Below are 17,993 nucleotides of genomic sequence, written 5' to 3'. Positions count from 1 at the left end.
TTAGTCTTTAAACAGTGCCTTTAATTCTGTGGCATCGTTTGGTTTTAGTTTTCCGGCAAGTACAAGGCTAAGTTGCTTTCTTCTTAGGGCTGCGGCAAAACGATCTTTTTCCAGATCTGTTTCTGGTTCTAAAGGAGGAACAGGCACTGGTGCTCCGGTTTCATCTACGGCAACAAAGGTGTAAATCGCTTCGTTTGCTTTGCTTCTAAGACCACTTTCACGATCTTCTACCCAAACGTCTATAAATATTTCCATAGACGATTTAAACGCACGAGAAACAGCGGCTTCAACCGTTACAACACTTCCTAGCGGAATAGCTTTATTAAAGGCAACATGATTTACAGAAGCAGTAACTACGATACGGCGACTATGTCTTCTGGCAGCAATACTGGCAGCACGATCCATACGAGCTAACAATTCGCCTCCAAATAAGTTATTTAGCGGATTGGTCTCACTTGGTAAAACAAGATCGGTTAATGTAGTTCTAGAATCTTTTGGGTACTTAGAATTCATATTTGCCAATTTTTGGCAATAATAGTGAGCTTTTAGCTAAATATCACTAAAAAAAGATTAAAGTTCCTGTACCAGTAACCAGGCAGCTTGATTTTCCCTTTTCAGTTTATTTAATGCGTTTACCGCATCTCGTCTGGTTTTATGGCTAGAAAAAACAACCTGATGAAGTCCGTATTTATTAGCGCCTATTAGTCGGGCTTTATAACCTTCTTCTTTGAGTTCTTCCATCTTTTTCTCGGCATTTTCTTCTACTCTAAACGCTCCCGCAACAAGGTGAAAATTACCAGGTTGTTTTTCTACGTTAAAAGTAATGGCCGGTAGTGGATTGTCGATCACAAAAGTAGCTTCCTGAATTTGTTGTTGTAACTGGTTTTCAGCTTCCTGTTGTTCAGCAATATTATGTTCAGCCACCTGATTGCTATAAATATTTAAACCAGCAACACCAGATAAACCAATAGCAAGAATTCCTACTGCGGCGTATTTAAGAAATGCAGCTTTGCGGCTTCTACGCTCAGGAGTGAAGTGAATTGGTGCTTTTTCTTCGATCTTCTGAACCTGAGATTTGTAAACTTCACGCTGAATTTTTGCTGAATGAACCACATCCAGTCCGAAAGAATCAGCCAGGTAATTTACTTTATTAAAAGGCTCGAATTGAAGCGTATAATCTTCAGAAACAGTGAATTCACCAACATTGGCGATTTCAGCTTTATCATTTTCTTTTAGAGAATTTTCCAGCTGATGTACAAAATCGGAAATCTTATTTAACGCTGTTGTATAGTTAATATTTTCAGCATCTGCGATGTAATTGGCTAACAATCCGTCGTTTTTAACTAATTGACGGTTAAAGGATACAGTCTTTTTTGGTGGGTAAAGATTATTGGTTTCTGCATCGATAAAAGCAGATTCTCTTTGAGATAAAAATGCACCAAATCCCGGTACGATAACGCATTCGTAGCGGTAAAGTAAATCCTGTATGTAGTTAGCTATTTTCATAATTGCAAAAATAAGAGGAATGTGAAGTATATAAAAATAGGGAAACAAATTTTATTAACAAATCTTTTTTTGTGTAATTTTAGTCGAAAGCGATGGGATGAATAGTAATGATCTAAGATATGTACTGGCCTTGCAAAGAGCTTCTAATCTGGGCGATAGAACAGCGAAGAAACTAATAGCAAGATTAGGGAGTGCTGAGGCAATTTTTAAAGAAAAGCGACAAAATTTATTGAAAATCGAGGGTATAGGCGAGCTTAAACTGAAAGGCCTGCTGGATCCAGCGAACTTTGAAGCGGCAGAAAAGGAGCTCGAATTTATCGAAAATGAGCAATTAGAAACTCATTATTTTTTAGATGAAAATTATCCTGAAAAATTAAAGCATTGTCACGATTCGCCCATTTTGCTGTTTTCTAAAGGAACTATTAAACTTCAAAATCGCCGACTTATAAGTATTGTAGGTACCCGAAAGATCACAAGTGCCGGGAAAGCATTTGTAGAAGAGTTTATAGAAGAATTGAGTCCGCTAGATCCTGTAATTGTTTCGGGTTTTGCGTACGGAGTAGATATCGCGGCCCATCGGGCTGCTATGACTCATAATCTGCAAACAATTGGATGTTTGGCGCATGGTTTAGATCAAGTTTACCCAAAAGTGCACGCAAAATATGTTGATGAGGTTTTAAAAAATGGTGGCTTTTTTAGCGATTTTTGGAGTAGCGATTCATTTGATCGCAATAACTTTTTGAAACGAAACCGAATTATTGCAGGTTTAAGTGAAGCTACCGTAGTGATTGAAAGTGCAGAGAAGGGCGGAAGTTTAGTAACTGCAGATATCGCAAATTCTTATAATCGTGAAGTTTTTGCGGTGCCGGGAAGACCGGGCGATAAATATAGTAAAGGCTGTAATGCACTTATTAAATCGAACAATGCCCATTTGTTAAGTAGTGCAGCCGATTTGGTGTATATGTTGGGTTGGAAGCTCGATGAAGAAATTAAACCCGTACAGCAACAATTATTTATCGATTTGGATGAAGAAGAGCAACTTATTTACGACCAGCTAAAAGAAAAAGGGAAATCACAATTAGACACGATAGCACTTTATTGCAATTTCCCAACTTTTAAAACCGCTTCAATTTTATTGAATATGGAACTCAAAGGTGTAATTAGGCCTTTGCCCGGTAAATTATTTGAAGCAATTTAGATCGTAATTAATATCCTAATTTTTCACGAACACGCTTTAAAACATCATTCGCTACAGCAGTTGCTTTTTCTTTACCAACCGCTAAAGCTTTATCTACTTCTTCAAGATTATTGATGTAGTATTCGTATTTCTCACGTGGCTCGGCAAAAGTTTCTTTTACTAACTCAAAAAGTGCCTGTTTTGCATGGCCGTAACCAAATCCGCCAGCTTCGTATTTTTGGCGTAGATCTGCGGTTTGAGCCTCAGATCCTAATAATTTATAAATATTGAAAACATTACAGGTATCTGGGTTTTTAGGTTCTTCAAGCGGAGTGCTATCGGTTTGGATACCCATAATTTGCTTTCTCAGTTTTTTATCGGTCTGAAAAATATTAATGGTATTTTCTTTCGATTTACTCATTTTAGAACCATCTGTCCCGGGAACATACATGGTGTTTTCTTCAACCTTGGATTCTGGTATTACAAAGGTATCTCCCATTTTTGCGTGAAAACGAGAAGCAACATCTCTGGTAATTTCTAAATGTTGTAGCTGGTCTTTCCCTACCGGAACAATTTCAGCATCATATAAAAGAATATCTGCTGCCATAAGCATTGGATATGTAAAAAGCCCGGCATTTACATCTTCTAAACGATCTGCTTTATCTTTAAACGAATGTGCTAACGTAAGTCTTTGATACGGGAAAAAGCAGCTTAAGTACCAGGTAAGTTCACTGGTTTGTGGGATATCACTTTGTCTGTAAAAAACGGTTTTTTCGATATCAAGACCGCAGGCAAGCCAGGTCGCCGCAACAGAGTAGGTGTTATTTCTTAAAGTTTCTGCATCTTTAATTTGGGTTAAAGAATGCATATCTGCTATAAATATAAAAGAATCATTCTCTGGACTATTCGCCATTTTAATAGCAGGCATAATCGCCCCCAGTAAATTTCCTAAATGAGGAGTTCCTGTACTTTGTACTCCCGTTAGTATTCTAGACATGTAGTTATTAAATTTTTATACAAAGGTACTTTTTTTGTGGAATTCGCTTAATTGTATTTACTACTTTTGGCATCTATGCGATTTTTTAAAAATATTGCTATTGCGGTATGGAGAATATGGTTCTACGTTTTGCTCGTAGTGCCTATTATTCTTATGTTACCTATCCTGATTGTTTTTACTTCAGCTGAACGGTTTTATCCTCAATTTTTCTTTTGTGCCAGGATGTGGGGGAAATTCATCATTTTCGGAATGGGTTTTTACCGCCGTACAAAAGGTAGCCATAAGCTGGATAAAGATGGTAGTTATATGTTTGTGGCCAATCATTATTCGATGCTGGACATCATGTTAATGTTGGCAACCGTTAACCATCCTTTTGTGTTTGTAGGGAAAAAAGAACTGGCTAAAATTCCCATTTTTGGGTTTTTCTATCGCAAAACCTGCATTTTGGTAGATCGTAAAAGTCAGCAAAGTCGCCAGGCAGTTTTTAATGAAGCTGAAAGACGATTAAAACAGGGAAATAGTATTTGTATTTTTCCTGAAGGTGGTGTTCCAGATGACGAAAATATTATTTTAGACGAATTTAAAGAAGGTGCTTTTAAATTGGCTATCGATCACCAGATTCCAATTGCTCCGTTAACTTTTCACGATACCAAAAAGCGTTTTTCATATACTTTTTTATCGGGCAGTCCAGGGAAATTACGTGTTACCATTCACGACTTTATTCCTACTGAAGGTAAAACTCAGGAAGAGCGTAAAGAATTGAAGCAACAAACCCATCAAATTATTCTGGACGAGCTAAAACATCCTAGCTTATAATATCCAATTTCAGCATTTGGTTCGCTTGAATTTTTTGAATATCATGAGTATCCGTATCAAGCTTGCCTTCGTTTTGCAGGTTTGGAATGACGAAAACGGCAAACTATTACAACTCACAGATCGTCAAACATAATTTTCAGGCTTCATTGATATTTCAACAAAAATGAAAATGGAATTAGAAAAGCGATTTCGACTTTCGAATTAAAATTCAAAACTAAAACCCGTATAAATTCCGAAGAAATAAGGATTAACGCCGCTAGTGTTGCTAAAACTGTTTAATTGATATTTAAAGGTAGGCTCTAAATTCAGTTTAAACTTATCGTTTAACTGATAATCTACACCCATCCCAATATTTGTAGTAAAACTTAGGCTTTCTAAATTATTGGATTCACCAAGTTCGATGCTACCGTTTTGGCCATTTACGCTAACCGAATTTTCATCTAAAAACAAACTACTGGCACCACCAATTACTTTTAGCCCAACTTTTTTGTCGATCAAATTGTATTCAATTTCTACCGGAACTTCGATATACCCAAAATTCTGATTCAAAGAACCATTTTCTCTAGGCATATTAACCATAGATGCAAAACCATTTTCTAAATAGTCATTATTTACATCGGCTGGTGAGCTAGAGGCATTATTTCTAGCAATATTAATATTTTCACCTCCTGTACCGTAATTAATTGTAGACAGGCTGCTAGAAGCTACCGCATAATTGTAAGCAATATCGCGCGTTTGGTAATTCATGCTCACTTTGTTTATTCCTGAGCGAATTTTTATTTTTTCTGAAACTGCATAAGCAACTTTAACTCCGTATGCCATAGTTACTTCACTGTTGGTTTGATTACCTGCAAAAGAAGGATCTATAGGGTTACCGCTACCTAAATTATCGTAATAAACGGGTGCTGCAAAGGGTGAAATACTCACTTTGCCTACTTTAGAAGCTATTTTTGTTTCTTCTGAAGTTGATTGGTCTTTTTTAGCTTCTTCAAAAATCGCGACAGCGTTTTCATAATCTTCATCTGCCTTTGTTTTGGTAGAATCTACCGCCGCAATTTGAGAATCTTCTGTTTTTTTAGCTGAATTTTCTCCTGAAGAGTTTATGCCATTCTCTATCTCTTGATTTTCGATATTTTTATCACTCTTTTTATTTTCAAGAATGGCTAATCCCTGGTCGTTATTTGACTGATTAGATGCGATATTCGATGAATTTCTGTTCGTTTTTTCTGAATCTGAATTTTTAGTAGAAGTATTAATTCCTGAAGCGTTTGAAGTATTCTGGCTGGCCACAGCACCAGCGTTATTAGAATAAGCTGCATTTTCTTTAGCTTCTTCAGCACTTTTATTAGAGGTTTTGGTTATTTCTTCTAATGTTTTATTGGCATTATTTAAAGGAGAATCCGCAGGCATTTCTATTGTAGGAAGTTGGGATTCTTCAATATCAAAAGTGATTTGGGGTTCAGTAAAATTTGCAGGGCTATTTTGTAAAAAATAAACACTGGCTAGGATTATAGCCAAAACAGCTGCAACACCACCCAGTTTGTACCAAAGTGGTAAGATTACAGGTTTTTTATCTTGTTTTTCCTGTAATTTTTCTGCGATATTTTTCCAGACGTCCTCTCTTGGAGTTTGCTCAAAATCTTTGAACTTCTCCTGAAAAAGTCGGTCTATATTCTTTTTCTCTTTCATAGGGTTTTTGCAGAAGAATTATGTTGATTACTCTCTATATTCTCTTTTAGTAAGCTGCGCGCTCTAGATAAATTAGATTTAGAAGTTCCTTCAGATATTTGTAGAATTTCGGCAATTTCTTTGTGGGAATAACCGTCTAAAACATACATGTTAAAAACTTCACGATAGCGTTGCGGCAGCTGTTGCACAATACTTAGTAGAAAATCCAACGGCAGCGAAGATTCTTCGTATTCTACCGTTGTTTCTTCTATTTGATCTTCGTTAGTTATGCTATATAATTTTTCCTTTCTGTATTTCTGTAATGTGGTGTTAATCATTATTCGTTTCATCCAACCTTCAAAAGAGCCCTGGTGTTTGTACTGCCCAATTTTGTCGAAAATGGTCAAAAAGCCATCTTGCAGGTTGTCTTCGGCCTGCGCATAGCTATCTGAATATTTTAGGCACAGGCCAAACATTTTACCGGCATATAAGCGGTAAAGTTCTTCCTGCGCCTTAATATCATTTTGCTTACATCTTTTTATGAGCTTTTCTAGCGTCAAAAAATTATTATGCTTGGTTTAGTTGGTTTACTCGTTAGTTGGTATTCAAAGCCTCATTGCCATGAGGTAGTTCACTCTTGTGTTGGTTCTTGGGTTTCTTCCGGTTCACCAACGGGAACAGTTATTTCTAAATATTGAGCTTCGTCATTTTCTTCGCCAGTCCAAAAATGAAAAACATATTCGGTATTTTCATCTCCGGTAATAACAATATCTCTTAGGTCTCTTTCCTGCTCTGTTGCATCATCGCAATTTGTTCTATCTGCATATCTTGCGGTTACTGCAAACACGTAAATGTGGCGTACATTACCATTAATTTCCCGGTCTATATCAAAGCCATAAAATTGTTCACAAGCATTATCTGGCAGGTAACTTATGGGAAAACTATAAACTTCGCCGGTTTCAAAATATTCGGGCATTTCGGCATCTGTAATTTCAGCAAGGCTAAGAGATAGGGACGCTCCATCATCGTCTATTGAGCATCCGGTTAGGGTAAAGATGCATGCTAAAATTAATAATAATCTTTTCATTAGGCTATAAAATATTTTAGTGTTTTGTATTCTTTAGATACACTAAAATCCAAAAGGTTGCGTGTTGTAAATAAAAAAAGCTGAAATTTTAAAATTTCAGCTTTTAAGAAAAAACTACGGTATTTTCATTAGCTTATTCTGTAGGTTCTTCGGTTTCTTCTGGTTCGCCCACTAAAACATCTATAGTTAAATATTCTGCGGTACCATCTTCATTTCTTCCGCTTAGAAAATTAAACCGGATAGTATCATATTGATCTGAGTTTATTGCAAAATCTTCTGTCCAATTCTCTGTTTCGGTTATACCATCGTCGGTGCAATTTGCGGTGTTGCTTGGATCAAAAGAAACGATAGCATTCACATAAAATTCTAATACAGAATTATCTTCTGGATCTTGTCTTGAACTATATTCGAAATTATGGAAGCTATTACAATCACTTCCAAGATCGTAAGTGATATCAATTTCATATTCCTGGTCTATAACAAAATATTCTGGCAAGGTAGCATCTAAAATTCCTACGGGGCTATAAGAAACGTTAGGTTCATCATCTCCTATACTACAGGAAAACAGACTAAGTGTTAAGATTAAAATTAGGGTAATTTTCTTCATTTTATTAATGGTTTATTTGTTATTAGATGGGCAACTTTATAAAAGGTTGCGTTTTTAAAATAAAAAAAGCTGAAATTTTGTACAATTTCAGCTTTTAGGATATTTGTTTTTTTGTTTATTGGCACCGCCAAAGGGTATAATAACTCGAGGTAGTTTACTCAGCAGGTGTTTCTTCAGGATCTTCTGCTTCTGGTTCTCCTACCGGAACATCTACCGTTAAAAATTCAGCTTCGTCATCTTCGTTTGCACCAGTTAAAAAACGAAAACGTATTGTTTCGTACTGGAAGTCCGAAGGTATTCCGAAATCTTCAAAAAGAGTTTTTGTTTCAGTTAATTCACCTTCTTCGGTACATTCAGTTACATTAGGGTCGTAAGAAGTTAAAACCTGAATATCATAAATTAAAACGCTTTCATCATCTTCATCTTCATGAGTGCCCCCATTAAAAGTATAAAATTCGTTGCAGGCATCTGGTAACTCATAAGTAACGGTAATATCGTACTCTTCATCTAAATCAAAAAAATCTGGTAAGGTTTCTCCGGTTACTTCTGCGTATTGATATGCGATACTTGGGCCATCATCATCACTACAACTAACAAAGCTCACTACTGTTAAGGCTAGGATTAAAATAAGACTAATTTTCTTCATTTTACTTTTGGGTTTTGTTTGTTGTTAGATGTAACTAAAAGGGATTGGTTGCGTAGAAAAAGCATAAAAAAATCCCCAATTTGGGGATTTTTTATAATTATATGATTTAAAGAAGTTTAAGCTTGCTCTTTTGCTACTTTGATGGCTTCTTTAATTTTTTCTTCTAACTCGTCCATTAAATCTGGATTGTCTTTTAGGATAGTTTTTACAGCATCACGACCCTGGCCTAACTTAGTGTCCTCGTAACTAAACCATGAACCACTTTTCTTAATGATCTCATAGTCTACCCCTATATCGATAATTTCACCAATTTTAGAAACACCTTCGCCATACATAATATCAAATTCAGCTGTTTTAAATGGCGGAGCTACTTTATTCTTCACAATTTTCACTCGGGTTTTATTACCCATCACTTCGCTGCTACTGTTTTTAATTTGTGTAGATCTTCTAATATCTAAACGTACAGAAGCATAGAATTTAAGCGCGTTACCACCAGTTGTTGTTTCAGGGTTTCCAAACATTACCCCAATTTTTTCACGAAGCTGGTTAATGAAGATTACCGTACAGTTAGTTTTGCTAATTGTTGAGGTTAATTTTCGAAGCGCCTGAGACATTAAACGAGCATGAAGCCCCATTTTAGAGTCTCCCATTTCTCCTTCGATCTCACTTTTTGGTGTTAAAGCCGCAACCGAGTCGATCACAATAATATCTATCGCCCCAGATCTAATAAGGTTATCTGCAATTTCTAAAGCCTGCTCCCCATTATCTGGCTGAGAAATAATTAAATTTTCTATATCAATGCCAAGTTTTTCAGCATAAAAACGATCAAAAGCATGCTCTGCATCAATAAAAGCGGCGATACCACCATCTTTTTGAGCTTCAGCAATTGCATGAAGGGTCAAGGTTGTTTTACCAGAAGATTCTGGCCCATAAATTTCAATAATTCGACCTCTTGGATAACCGCCTACACCTAAAGCAAGGTCTAAACCTAAAGAACCGGTAGAAATTGAAGGAATATCCTGCACCGCCTGATCTCCCATTTTCATTACAGTACCCTTACCGTAGGTTTTGTCCATCTTATCCAGGGTAAGTTTTAGTGCTTTTAGTTTTGCGTCTTTTTCTTTATCGTTACTCATTTTTGTTCTCCTGTTTTTTGCAAGTTGCTAAATTACTATAAGTTTTACTAGGTCACAATTTTAAATCCTTAGGATTATTCACAGTATAATTATTTCAGAAAAAATATATTCTGAAAACATCGATTTTGAAGTTGTAATCCCTCATTAAGAGTTTAATTCCCTAAGGCGTGCTTCGAAATTAAAAAAAGCTTTTCCTAATTCATGCCTTGCGGGCCTGTCTCCAGATTCTTGATTTAGAAATTTTGAGATTTCTTAAATGTAACCAATAATTGAAAGATATGTATCTTTGCACCCCATAATTTTATTAAAATGACGAGTACAGGAAAGATAGAACTTATGGCGCCAGCAGGGAATTTTGAGTCTTTGCAGGCGGCATTGGATAATGGTGCCGATTCGGTTTATTTTGGCGTAGAGCAACTAAATATGCGAGCCAGGGCAAGTATAAATTTCACAATAGACGATCTGCCAGAAATTGCCAGTCGTTGTGAAGCTAAGAACGTTCGTACCTACCTAACTTTAAATACAATAATTTACGATCACGATCTTTCTATCGTGAAAACATTGCTGGATAAAGCAAAGGCTGCAAATCTAACTGCGGTAATTGCTATGGATCAGGCAGTAATTGCTTATGCGAGACAGATAGGGATGGAAATTCATATTTCTACGCAAATTAATATTACCAATATCGAAACCGTTAAGTTTTATGCGCTGTTTGCAGATACAATGGTGTTAAGTAGGGAACTTAGTTTACGACAGGTAAAAAAGATTTGCGATCAGATCGAAAAAGAACAAATTAAAGGGCCTTCTGGAAATTTAGTTGAAATTGAAATTTTTGGACACGGTGCTTTGTGTATGGCAGTTTCAGGGAAATGTTACTTAAGCTTACACTCTCACAATTCCTCGGCTAATCGCGGTGCTTGTAAACAAAATTGCCGAAAGAAATATACAGTAATCGATCAGGAAAGTGGTTTTGAGGTCGAGCTGGATAACGAGTATATGATGTCTCCTAAAGATCTTTGCACTTTAGATTTTCTGGATCAGGTGATCGATGCCGGTACAAAGGTTTTAAAGATTGAAGGACGTGGTCGCGCACCAGAATATGTTGCGAAGGTGATAAAAACCTATCGTGAAGCGATCGATGCTTATTATGCTGAAGAATATTCTAAAGAGAAAGTAGAAGTCTGGATGGAAGAACTTAAAAAAGTCTATAATCGTGGATTTTGGAGTGGTTACTATTTAGGCCAAAAATTAGGGGAGTGGAGTGAAGGTTCAGGATCTCATGCCACGCAAAAGAAAGTTTATGTTGGTAAGGGAATGCATTATTTCCCTAAAGCCAATATTGGTGAATTTAAGATCGAAGCTTACGATATAAAATTAGGCGATACACTATTAATTACCGGTCCAACTACAGGAGCACAGGAAGTAGAACTTTCTGAAATGATGGTGAACGACGAGCAATTAGAAATGGCATCGAAAGGAGATTCTTGTACGATAAAATTACCCTTCAGAATAAGAAATTCAGATAAACTCTATAAAATCGTTAAGGCTTAATGGTAGTAGTAACATTGCAGCGAGAAAAATGTATTGGCTGTAACTATTGTGTAGAGATGGCACCTTCAGAATTTCAGATGTCTAAGAAAGATGGGAAGAGTGTTTTACTACATTCTAAAGAAAAAAAAGGCTTTTATACCCTTAAATCTCACGATGATAGTATCTTTGCCGAATGTTTGCAGGCTCAAAATGCCTGTCCGGTAAAAATAATTACCACTAAAAAACTGTAATATTTCTTTAATTCTTAAAATTAGTATAGCATGCAACTGTACAACAAACTAAGCGCTAAAGAAAGAGAAGCATTAATCGAGGAGGCCGGTGAAGACAGGCTAACGCTCTCTTTTTATGCCTACGCAAAAATAGGCAACCCCAATCTTTTTAGAGATCATCTTTTTGTTGCCTGGAATTCTATGGACGTTCTGGGAAGAATCTACGTGGCACATGAAGGTATCAATGCCCAGCTTTCTGTTCCTGCAAAAAGATTCAATGAGTTTAAAGAATTTATCGACGGAATCTATTTCTTAGAAGGATGTCGCCTAAACATTGCGATCGAACAGGATTCAAAATCTTTCCTGAAATTAAAAGTGAAAGTTCGTGATAAAATCGTGGCCGATGGTTTAAATGACGCCAGCTTCGATGTAACTAATAAAGGAATTCATGTAGATGCGGCTACTTTTAATCAGTTACTAGACGATCCTAATACCGTTTGTGTAGATATGAGAAACCACTACGAAAGTGAAATTGGTCATTTTCGTGGCGCAGTAACTCCAGATGTAGACACTTTTAGAGATTCTTTGCCTATTATCGAAAAGGATCTTGAAGAACATAAAGAGGATAAAAACCTGTTGATGTATTGTACCGGAGGTATTCGTTGTGAAAAAGCAAGTGCTTATTATAAGCATCGTGGTTTTCAGAATGTGTATCAATTAGAAGGCGGAATTATAGAATATGCTCGCCAGGTTAAAAATCAACAATTAGAGAATAAGTTTATTGGAAAGAATTTCGTTTTTGATCATCGTCGATCTGAACGAATTAGTGAAGATGTGATTGCACATTGTCACCAGTGTGGTAAACCATGTGATACCCATGTGAACTGTGCCAACGAGGCTTGTCATCTTCTTTTTATCCAATGTGAAGAGTGCGCTATGGAAATGAATAATTGCTGTAGCGAAGATTGTATGAAAGTAAATTCCCTTCCTTTTGAAGAGCAAAAACAGCTTAGAAGAGGAAAAGGAAATAGTAATAAAATATTTAAGAAAGGCCGCTCTGAAGTTTTAAAATATAAGAGTTAAGCCTGCGTTCTAAATGGTGATGCCAATTAATATTGGTATCTTTACTGTTTAAGAACTTATTTATAAACCTAAAGGAGCGTAATTAGAAAGCCGAATTTTTGAAATATACCTTTGAGGTCCCGGGATTTAGAAGTGAGATTGATGGTCGGGATATCGGGTTGTTTTTAAAAAAGAGATTCGGCTTTTTGGTACTCCTTATCAAGATATATAACATTTATGGCGTGTAGCAGTTGCTCTACCGGTAAAGACGGTAAGCCTAAAGGATGTAAAAGTAACGGAACCTGCGGAACAGATAGTTGTAATAAACTTACGGTTTTTGACTGGCTCTCTAATATGTCCCTTCCAAACGGAATAGAACCTTTTAATTGTGTTGAAGTACGTTTTAAGAACGGAAGAAAACATTTCTATAAAAATACCGAAAATCTTAGCCTAAGCATGGGTGATGTGGTAGCTACTGAAGCTTCACCGGGTCACGATGTTGGGATGGTTAGCCTTACCGGGGAACTGGTAAGAATCCAGATGAAAAAGAAAAAGGTTGCCCAGGATAGCGATGAGGTTTTAAAAATCTATCGCAAGGCAACCCAAAAAGATATCGACGTTTGGGAAGAAGCTCGTGCGAAGGAAGAGAAGATTAAAACCCGAGCGCGAGAAATCGCAATTCGATTAAATCTTAGTATGAAGATTAGCGATATCGAATTTCAGGGAGATGCTTCAAAAGCAACTTTTTATTATACGGCAGATGATCGTGTAGATTTCCGCCAGCTTATTAAAGAATTTGCGCGTGAGTTTAATACCCGTATAGAAATGCGCCAAATTGGTCTAAGGCAGGAAGCTGCAAGACTTGGTGGTATTGGTTCTTGTGGGCGTGAACTTTGCTGTTCTACCTGGTTAACAGATTTTAGGTCTGTAAGTACCAGTGCGGCAAGATATCAGCAATTATCGCTAAATCCACAAAAACTGGCCGGGCAATGTGGTAAATTAAAATGCTGTCTTAATTACGAATTAGATACCTATCTGGAATCTCTTAAAACTTTTCCGAAGTCTGATATCAAACTTCACACAAAGAAGGGAACCGCGGTATGCCAGAAAATCGATATTTTTAAAGGCTTTTTATGGTATGCCTACGAAGGTGAATGGATGACGTGGCATAAACTAACAGCAGATCAGGCTAATCAAATTATCGAATCGAACAAGAAAAGAGAAAGTATTGGTAGTCTTGAAGAGTTTGAAGTGGTACTTCAGATGGAAGAAGAGCAGCCAGACTTCAATAATGTTGTTGGGCAGGATAGCTTAACGAGATTCGATAAACCACACAATAAAAAGAAACGCAGAAATAAGAAAAGAAGAAAGAAAACTAAACCATCTTCCTCAAAAAATGCGAAATAACATTATTCCGATTTTGGCCATTTTTAGCCTGGTTTTTTGGAGCTGTGATTCCAAGCGGGTTTATGATGAATACAAATCTGTGAATCAATGGAATAAAGATTCGATTATTTCGTTTAATATTGGAGAATTAGATTCTTTAAAGGCTTATAACTTATTTATTAATGTTAGAAATAACAGCGATTATAAGTATAGTAACCTACATTTAATTACCGAAATTCAGTTTCCAAAAGGAAAGGTAATTAGTGATACTTTAGAATACGAAATGGCGTTACCTAATGGTGAATGGCTTGGTACAGGTTTTGGTGATTTAAAAGAAAGCAAACTTTGGTATAAAGAAGCTGTGAAATTTACAGAACCGGGAGAATATCAGGTAAATATTAGGCAGGCCATGAGAAAAAATGGCGATGTAAGCCAAATAGAAAATTTAGACGGAATCACAGATGTTGGTTTCAGAATAGAAAAAACTACACAGAATAATTAGAGCAAATGGCTGAATCTCGTAAAAAGCAAACTAAACCTAAGCAAAGCAATCGTAAATACATTATTGGTTTCTGGACACTTTTTGGTGTCGGAGTGCTTGCGGTTATCTTTTTCTTTCTAATGGCAGGATGGGGCGTATTTGGTAAAATGCCCACTTTTGAAGAATTAGAAAATCCTGAAACCAATCTTGCAACCGAGTTAATTTCTTCAGATGGAGAGACTCTTGGGAAATACTATCGTGAAAATCGTACTCCAATTAAATACGAAGATCTTCCGCAGCATTTAGTGCAGGCATTGGTAGCTACAGAGGACGAGCGTTTTTACAAACATGCCGGGATCGATGCTCGTGGTACTGTTCGTGCCGCAGTTTATTTAGGAGCTAAAGGTGGAGCGAGTACTATTACTCAGCAGTTGTCAAAACAGTTATTTACAGAAGACTTTTCTACAGATAATACTTTTGAGCGTGTGCTTCAGAAAATGAAAGAATGGGTTATTGCAACTCGTTTAGAAAGACAGTACACCAAGGAAGAGATTGTTACGATGTATTTGAATAAATACGACTTCCTTTACCAGGCGGTTGGGGTACGTTCAGCATCCCGAATTTATTTCGATAAAGAGCCTAAAGATCTAAAGCTAGAGGAATCTGCCGTTTTAGTAGCTATGCTAAAGAATTCTGCTCTATATAATCCAGTACGTCGCCCAGATTTGGTTGAAAACCGAAGAAATCAGGTTTTTGTACAGATGTATAAAAATGGTTTTCTAACCGAGCAGCAAAAAGATTCGTTGCAGCAAACAGAAATGAAGATCACTTTCTCTCCTGAAGGACATGATGACGGTATTGCGACTTATTTTAGAGAATATACGAGACAATTTTTATCAGATTGGATAGACGAAAATCCTAAGCCAGATGGTGAAAAATATAATTTATACCGCGACGGTTTAAAGGTTTACACCAGTATCGATTCTAAGATGCAGGAATATGCCGAAGATGCGGTAACAAAACACTTGGCTCACATTCAACAGGAATTTGATCGTCAGAATAAAAATAACAGAACAGCGCCATTTAGGGATATCGATCAAAGTATGATCAATAATATCATCGATGGTTCTATAAAAAGATCGGCCAGGTATAAGAAAATGAAGCAGGAAGGAAAATCTGAAGAAGAAATTTTAGCTTCTTTTGATGAGCCTCGCGAAATGCGTATTTTCTCTTGGAAAGGTGATATCGATACTACGATGACGCCAAGAGATTCTATTAGATATTATAAATCTTTCTTACAATCTGGATTAATGTCTATGGATCCAACAACCGGCGAAGTGAAAGCCTGGGTTGGTGGAACTAATTTTAAACATTTTAAATACGATCACGTAAAACAGGGGAAACGCCAGGTAGGTTCTACCTTTAAACCTTTTGTGTATGCCACTGCGATCGATCAGCTTAAAATGTCACCTTGTGATACTTTGCCTTTAAATAAATTTACCATTCCAAAAGGGAAATATGGTAATATCGAAGACTGGACACCAAGAAACTCAGGTAGTGGAGATGATGTGTATTCTGGTATGATGAGTTTAAAGGAAGCTTTGGCAAATTCAGTAAATACAGTTACAGCACGAGTAATTGATAAAACAACTCCGGGTAACGTAATTAATCTGATTTCAAAATTAGGAATAGATACTGAAGGTTTCCCTACCGGGCCGGCGATAGCTTTAGGAACGGCAGATATTAGTCTTTACGATATGGTTTCAGCTTACAGTACGTTTGCAAATAAAGGTGTTCGCGTAAAACCGGTACTAATCACTCGTATCGAAGATAAAAACGGAACCGTTTTATTCCAAAATGTGCCAGAAACTTATGATGTAATGAGCGAGGAAGCTGCTTACGTTACTGTAAATCTTATGGAAGGTGTAACTCGTTATGGATCTGGTGCTCGTTTAAGAGGAACGGGTAGAGAAGTGCGATTAGATTATCAAAGAGCGGTTACAGGGTATCCTTACGATTTTAAAAACCCCATTGCAGGAAAAACGGGAACCACGCAAAATCAAAGTGATGGTTGGTTTATGGGAATGGTACCAAACCTGGTAACGGGAGTTTGGGTAGGAGCAGAAGATCGTTCTGTTCATTTCCCTGGGATTACTTATGGACAGGGAGCTACAATGGCTTTGCCAGTTTGGGGGATGTATATGAAAAGCGTTTATGCTAACGAAGATTTAAATATTTCTCAAGACGAGTTCGAACGACCAGAGAACCTATCCATCTCGGTAGATTGCGATACTTACGGAAAATCAAATAATCCAGATAGCGGAGTAGTAGAAGAACTGGATTTCTAAAAAGATATCTAAAGGGTTTTTTCCCTTAGATTATTTACGACAACTAAAAGCTCAGATAGTATATCTATCTGGGCTTTTTTTATGTTTTCTTCGGAATTAAAATATATTCTCTAAATATCCAAAATCGATAATTTATTAAGGACTTTTTAAAATATTGCAATTATCTTGAAATTTCTCTATTTTTAAAGTAAAATAGTAATCGATGATTAGTAAAACGGTAAATAATGTTGCTGAAGCCTTAGAAGGTGTTCATGATGGGATGACGTTCATGCTTGGCGGTTTTGGATTAAGCGGAATTCCAGAGAATGCAATCTCAGAGTTAGTTCGTCTTAATATCAAAAAACTAACCTGTATTTCAAATAATGCCGGAGTTGATGATTTTGGACTCGGATTATTACTTCAGAAAAAACAGATTGATAAAATGGTGTCCTCATACGTAGGCGAAAATGCTGAATTTGAACGCCAAATGTTGAGTGAAGAGCTGGAGGTTGAATTAATTCCGCAGGGAACATTAGCTGCCAGATGCCAGGCAGCGCAACAGGGTTTTCCGGCAATATATACACCTGCCGGTTATGGAACCGAGGTTGCCATGGGAAAAGAAACCAGAGAATTTGATGGCAAAATGTACGTTTTGGAAGAAGCTTTTAAAGCCGATTTTGCTTTTATAAAAGCCTGGAAAGGGGATAAGGCTGGGAATTTAATTTTTAAAGGAACGGCAAGAAATTTTAACCCGGTGATGTGTGGCGCAGCAAAAGTAACCGTGGTTGAGGTGGAAGAACTGGTAGAACCCGGCGAATTAGATCCTAATTTTATACATATTCCGGGGATATTTGTACAACGAATTTTTGAAGGAAAAGATTACGAAAAACGAATTGAAAAAAGGACGGTGAGAACGTTAATGTGATGATGGGGTAATGCGAAAATATGCTAATGAGTTGAGGTGAATGGAGTACAAAAAAGAAAATATTATTTTAAATATATCCTTAGCGTTTGCATTGGGTATAATTGATTATTCCGAACAACTAAAAGAGCAAAAGCATTATGAGATTGCTTCTCAACTTATTAGAAGTGGAACCTCTATTGGCGCAAATATTTGGGAAGCTCAATCTTCGGAAAGCCGAAAAGATTTTGGTCATAAACTAAAAATAGCTGATAAGGAAGCAAAGGAAGTTGAGTACTGGCTTTTACTTTGTAAATCTTCCGAACATATTAAAAATTATGATAAAGAATTGGACGAAAAATTACTTTCAATTCAAAGGTTACTTAGTCGAATTATTTCAACAAATAAAAGCAGAGGATAATTTAATCGCCAAATT

19 protein-coding genes are annotated in these 17,993 nt (G+C 36.7%); 10 read left to right on the top strand and 9 right to left on the bottom strand.

All coding sequences use genetic code 11. From position 1 onward, the window contains the following. Together IIF7_RS12025 and IIF7_RS12020 are read right to left on the bottom strand one after the other, a co-directional pair. On the bottom strand, nt 1–513 hold the full coding sequence (locus IIF7_RS12025) for an acyl-CoA thioesterase (protein ID WP_084841944.1): 513 nt from the start codon (nt 511–513) through the stop codon (nt 1–3). A 57-nt stretch (nt 514–570) separates the two neighbouring features. Continuing rightward, entirely contained in the window at nt 571–1,506 is a 936-nt protein-coding gene (locus IIF7_RS12020) for an HU domain-containing protein (protein WP_084841943.1), read from the bottom strand. A gap of 97 nt (nt 1,507–1,603) precedes the next feature. On the opposite strand from IIF7_RS12020, the gene dprA reads away from it, so the two are divergent. Then, the gene (gene dprA, locus IIF7_RS12015; RefSeq protein ID WP_084841942.1) at nt 1,604–2,704 is read left to right on the top strand and encodes a DNA-processing protein DprA; all 1,101 of its coding nucleotides are present in this window, start codon (nt 1,604–1,606) and stop codon (nt 2,702–2,704) included. 7 nt (nt 2,705–2,711) lie between these two features. Here the strand turns inward: dprA and trpS are convergent, their stop codons facing one another. After that, nucleotides 2,712–3,680 carry a tryptophan--tRNA ligase gene (trpS, locus tag IIF7_RS12010; RefSeq protein WP_084841941.1) on the bottom strand — a complete coding sequence of 323 codons (969 nt, stop codon included), beginning with the start codon at nt 3,678–3,680 and terminating at the stop codon, nt 2,712–2,714. A gap of 75 nt (nt 3,681–3,755) precedes the next feature. Here trpS and IIF7_RS12005 point away from each other — a divergent pair, with 75 nt between their 5' ends. Next, entirely contained in the window at nt 3,756–4,496 is a 741-nt protein-coding gene (locus IIF7_RS12005; protein WP_176218948.1) for a lysophospholipid acyltransferase family protein, read from the top strand. 201 nt (nt 4,497–4,697) lie between these two features. On the opposite strand, the gene IIF7_RS12000 is transcribed toward IIF7_RS12005, so the two are convergent. The 6 genes from IIF7_RS12000 to recA form a co-directional block, all read right to left on the bottom strand. After that, nucleotides 4,698–6,185: a hypothetical protein gene (locus IIF7_RS12000; RefSeq protein WP_084841940.1), complete on the bottom strand. Its 1,488-nt coding sequence runs from the start codon at nt 6,183–6,185 to the stop codon at nt 4,698–4,700. Further along, the gene (locus IIF7_RS11995) at nt 6,182–6,724 is read right to left on the bottom strand and encodes an RNA polymerase sigma factor (RefSeq protein WP_084841939.1); all 543 of its coding nucleotides are present in this window, start codon (nt 6,722–6,724) and stop codon (nt 6,182–6,184) included. Before IIF7_RS11995 ends, IIF7_RS12000 begins: the two co-directional genes overlap by 4 nt. Nucleotides 6,725–6,795: 71 nt before the next feature. Then, nucleotides 6,796–7,251: a hypothetical protein gene (locus IIF7_RS11990; RefSeq protein WP_084841938.1), complete on the bottom strand. Its 456-nt coding sequence runs from the start codon at nt 7,249–7,251 to the stop codon at nt 6,796–6,798. A 133-nt stretch (nt 7,252–7,384) separates the two neighbouring features. Next, the gene (locus tag IIF7_RS11985; protein WP_084841937.1) at nt 7,385–7,858 is read right to left on the bottom strand and encodes a hypothetical protein; all 474 of its coding nucleotides are present in this window, start codon (nt 7,856–7,858) and stop codon (nt 7,385–7,387) included. 154 nt (nt 7,859–8,012) lie between these two features. Next, nucleotides 8,013–8,504: a hypothetical protein gene (locus IIF7_RS11980; protein WP_084841936.1), complete on the bottom strand. Its 492-nt coding sequence runs from the start codon at nt 8,502–8,504 to the stop codon at nt 8,013–8,015. A 116-nt stretch (nt 8,505–8,620) separates the two neighbouring features. Beyond that, nucleotides 8,621–9,640: a recombinase RecA gene (gene recA, locus IIF7_RS11975; protein ID WP_084841935.1), complete on the bottom strand. Its 1,020-nt coding sequence runs from the start codon at nt 9,638–9,640 to the stop codon at nt 8,621–8,623. 309 nt (nt 9,641–9,949) lie between these two features. Between recA and IIF7_RS11970 the strand changes: the two genes are divergently transcribed. From IIF7_RS11970 to IIF7_RS11935, 8 genes are all read left to right on the top strand, one after another. Further along, nucleotides 9,950–11,191: a peptidase U32 family protein gene (locus IIF7_RS11970; protein ID WP_084841934.1), complete on the top strand. Its 1,242-nt coding sequence runs from the start codon at nt 9,950–9,952 to the stop codon at nt 11,189–11,191. Further along, nucleotides 11,191–11,421, top strand: a complete 231-nt coding sequence (locus tag IIF7_RS11965; protein WP_084841933.1) for a ferredoxin — start codon at nt 11,191–11,193, stop codon at nt 11,419–11,421. Before IIF7_RS11970 ends, IIF7_RS11965 begins: the two co-directional genes overlap by 1 nt. Nucleotides 11,422–11,451: 30 nt before the next feature. Beyond that, nucleotides 11,452–12,483, top strand: coding sequence for an oxygen-dependent tRNA uridine(34) hydroxylase TrhO (gene trhO, locus IIF7_RS11960; RefSeq protein WP_084841932.1), 1,032 nt, complete (start codon nt 11,452–11,454; stop codon nt 12,481–12,483). A gap of 216 nt (nt 12,484–12,699) precedes the next feature. Next, complete coding sequence (locus IIF7_RS11955) at nt 12,700–13,869, top strand: PSP1 domain-containing protein (protein WP_084841931.1); 1,170 nt, start codon at nt 12,700–12,702, stop codon at nt 13,867–13,869. After that, nucleotides 13,859–14,350, top strand: a complete 492-nt coding sequence (locus tag IIF7_RS11950) for a gliding motility lipoprotein GldH (protein WP_084841930.1) — start codon at nt 13,859–13,861, stop codon at nt 14,348–14,350. Before IIF7_RS11955 ends, IIF7_RS11950 begins: the two co-directional genes overlap by 11 nt. Before the next feature lie 5 nt (nt 14,351–14,355). Next, nucleotides 14,356–16,677, top strand: a complete 2,322-nt coding sequence (locus IIF7_RS11945) for a penicillin-binding protein 1A (protein ID WP_084841929.1) — start codon at nt 14,356–14,358, stop codon at nt 16,675–16,677. 202 nt (nt 16,678–16,879) lie between these two features. Next, nucleotides 16,880–17,581 (top strand): CoA transferase subunit A, encoded by a 702-nt coding sequence (locus IIF7_RS11940; RefSeq protein WP_084841928.1) that lies wholly within the window; start codon nt 16,880–16,882, stop codon nt 17,579–17,581. 40 nt (nt 17,582–17,621) lie between these two features. Further along, nucleotides 17,622–17,978 (top strand): four helix bundle protein, encoded by a 357-nt coding sequence (locus IIF7_RS11935; RefSeq protein ID WP_084841927.1) that lies wholly within the window; start codon nt 17,622–17,624, stop codon nt 17,976–17,978. The last annotated feature ends 15 nt before the right edge of the window (nt 17,979–17,993 follow it).

The sequence above is a fragment of the Zunongwangia atlantica 22II14-10F7 genome (genome assembly GCF_002094855.1).
Classification (GTDB): Bacteria; Bacteroidota; Bacteroidia; order Flavobacteriales; family Flavobacteriaceae; genus Zunongwangia; species Zunongwangia atlantica.
This window is presented reverse-complemented; position numbering and strand designations above follow the sequence as displayed.

Excerpts from the sequence above, each read along its gene's own strand:
- IIF7_RS12025 (WP_084841944.1), bottom strand. The coding sequence starts at position 513 with ATGAATTCTAAGTACCCAAAAGATTCTAGAACTACATTAACCGATCTT.
- IIF7_RS11965 (WP_084841933.1), top strand. The coding sequence starts at position 11,191 with ATGGTAGTAGTAACATTGCAGCGAGAAAAATGTATTGGCTGTAACTAT.
- recA (WP_084841935.1), bottom strand. The coding sequence starts at position 9,640 with ATGAGTAACGATAAAGAAAAAGACGCAAAACTAAAAGCACTAAAACTT.
- IIF7_RS11990 (WP_084841938.1), bottom strand. The coding sequence starts at position 7,251 with ATGAAAAGATTATTATTAATTTTAGCATGCATCTTTACCCTAACCGGA.
- IIF7_RS11950 (WP_084841930.1), top strand. The coding sequence starts at position 13,859 with ATGCGAAATAACATTATTCCGATTTTGGCCATTTTTAGCCTGGTTTTT.
- IIF7_RS12020 (WP_084841943.1), bottom strand. The coding sequence starts at position 1,506 with ATGAAAATAGCTAACTACATACAGGATTTACTTTACCGCTACGAATGC.
- IIF7_RS12005 (WP_176218948.1), top strand. The coding sequence starts at position 3,756 with ATGCGATTTTTTAAAAATATTGCTATTGCGGTATGGAGAATATGGTTC.
- trpS (WP_084841941.1), bottom strand. The coding sequence starts at position 3,680 with ATGTCTAGAATACTAACGGGAGTACAAAGTACAGGAACTCCTCATTTA.
- dprA (WP_084841942.1), top strand. The coding sequence starts at position 1,604 with ATGAATAGTAATGATCTAAGATATGTACTGGCCTTGCAAAGAGCTTCT.
- IIF7_RS11970 (WP_084841934.1), top strand. The coding sequence starts at position 9,950 with ATGACGAGTACAGGAAAGATAGAACTTATGGCGCCAGCAGGGAATTTT.
- IIF7_RS11940 (WP_084841928.1), top strand. The coding sequence starts at position 16,880 with ATGATTAGTAAAACGGTAAATAATGTTGCTGAAGCCTTAGAAGGTGTT.
- IIF7_RS11935 (WP_084841927.1), top strand. The coding sequence starts at position 17,622 with ATGGAGTACAAAAAAGAAAATATTATTTTAAATATATCCTTAGCGTTT.
- IIF7_RS11985 (WP_084841937.1), bottom strand. The coding sequence starts at position 7,858 with ATGAAGAAAATTACCCTAATTTTAATCTTAACACTTAGTCTGTTTTCC.
- trhO (WP_084841932.1), top strand. The coding sequence starts at position 11,452 with ATGCAACTGTACAACAAACTAAGCGCTAAAGAAAGAGAAGCATTAATC.
- IIF7_RS11980 (WP_084841936.1), bottom strand. The coding sequence starts at position 8,504 with ATGAAGAAAATTAGTCTTATTTTAATCCTAGCCTTAACAGTAGTGAGC.
- IIF7_RS11945 (WP_084841929.1), top strand. The coding sequence starts at position 14,356 with ATGGCTGAATCTCGTAAAAAGCAAACTAAACCTAAGCAAAGCAATCGT.
- IIF7_RS11955 (WP_084841931.1), top strand. The coding sequence starts at position 12,700 with ATGGCGTGTAGCAGTTGCTCTACCGGTAAAGACGGTAAGCCTAAAGGA.
- IIF7_RS12000 (WP_084841940.1), bottom strand. The coding sequence starts at position 6,185 with ATGAAAGAGAAAAAGAATATAGACCGACTTTTTCAGGAGAAGTTCAAA.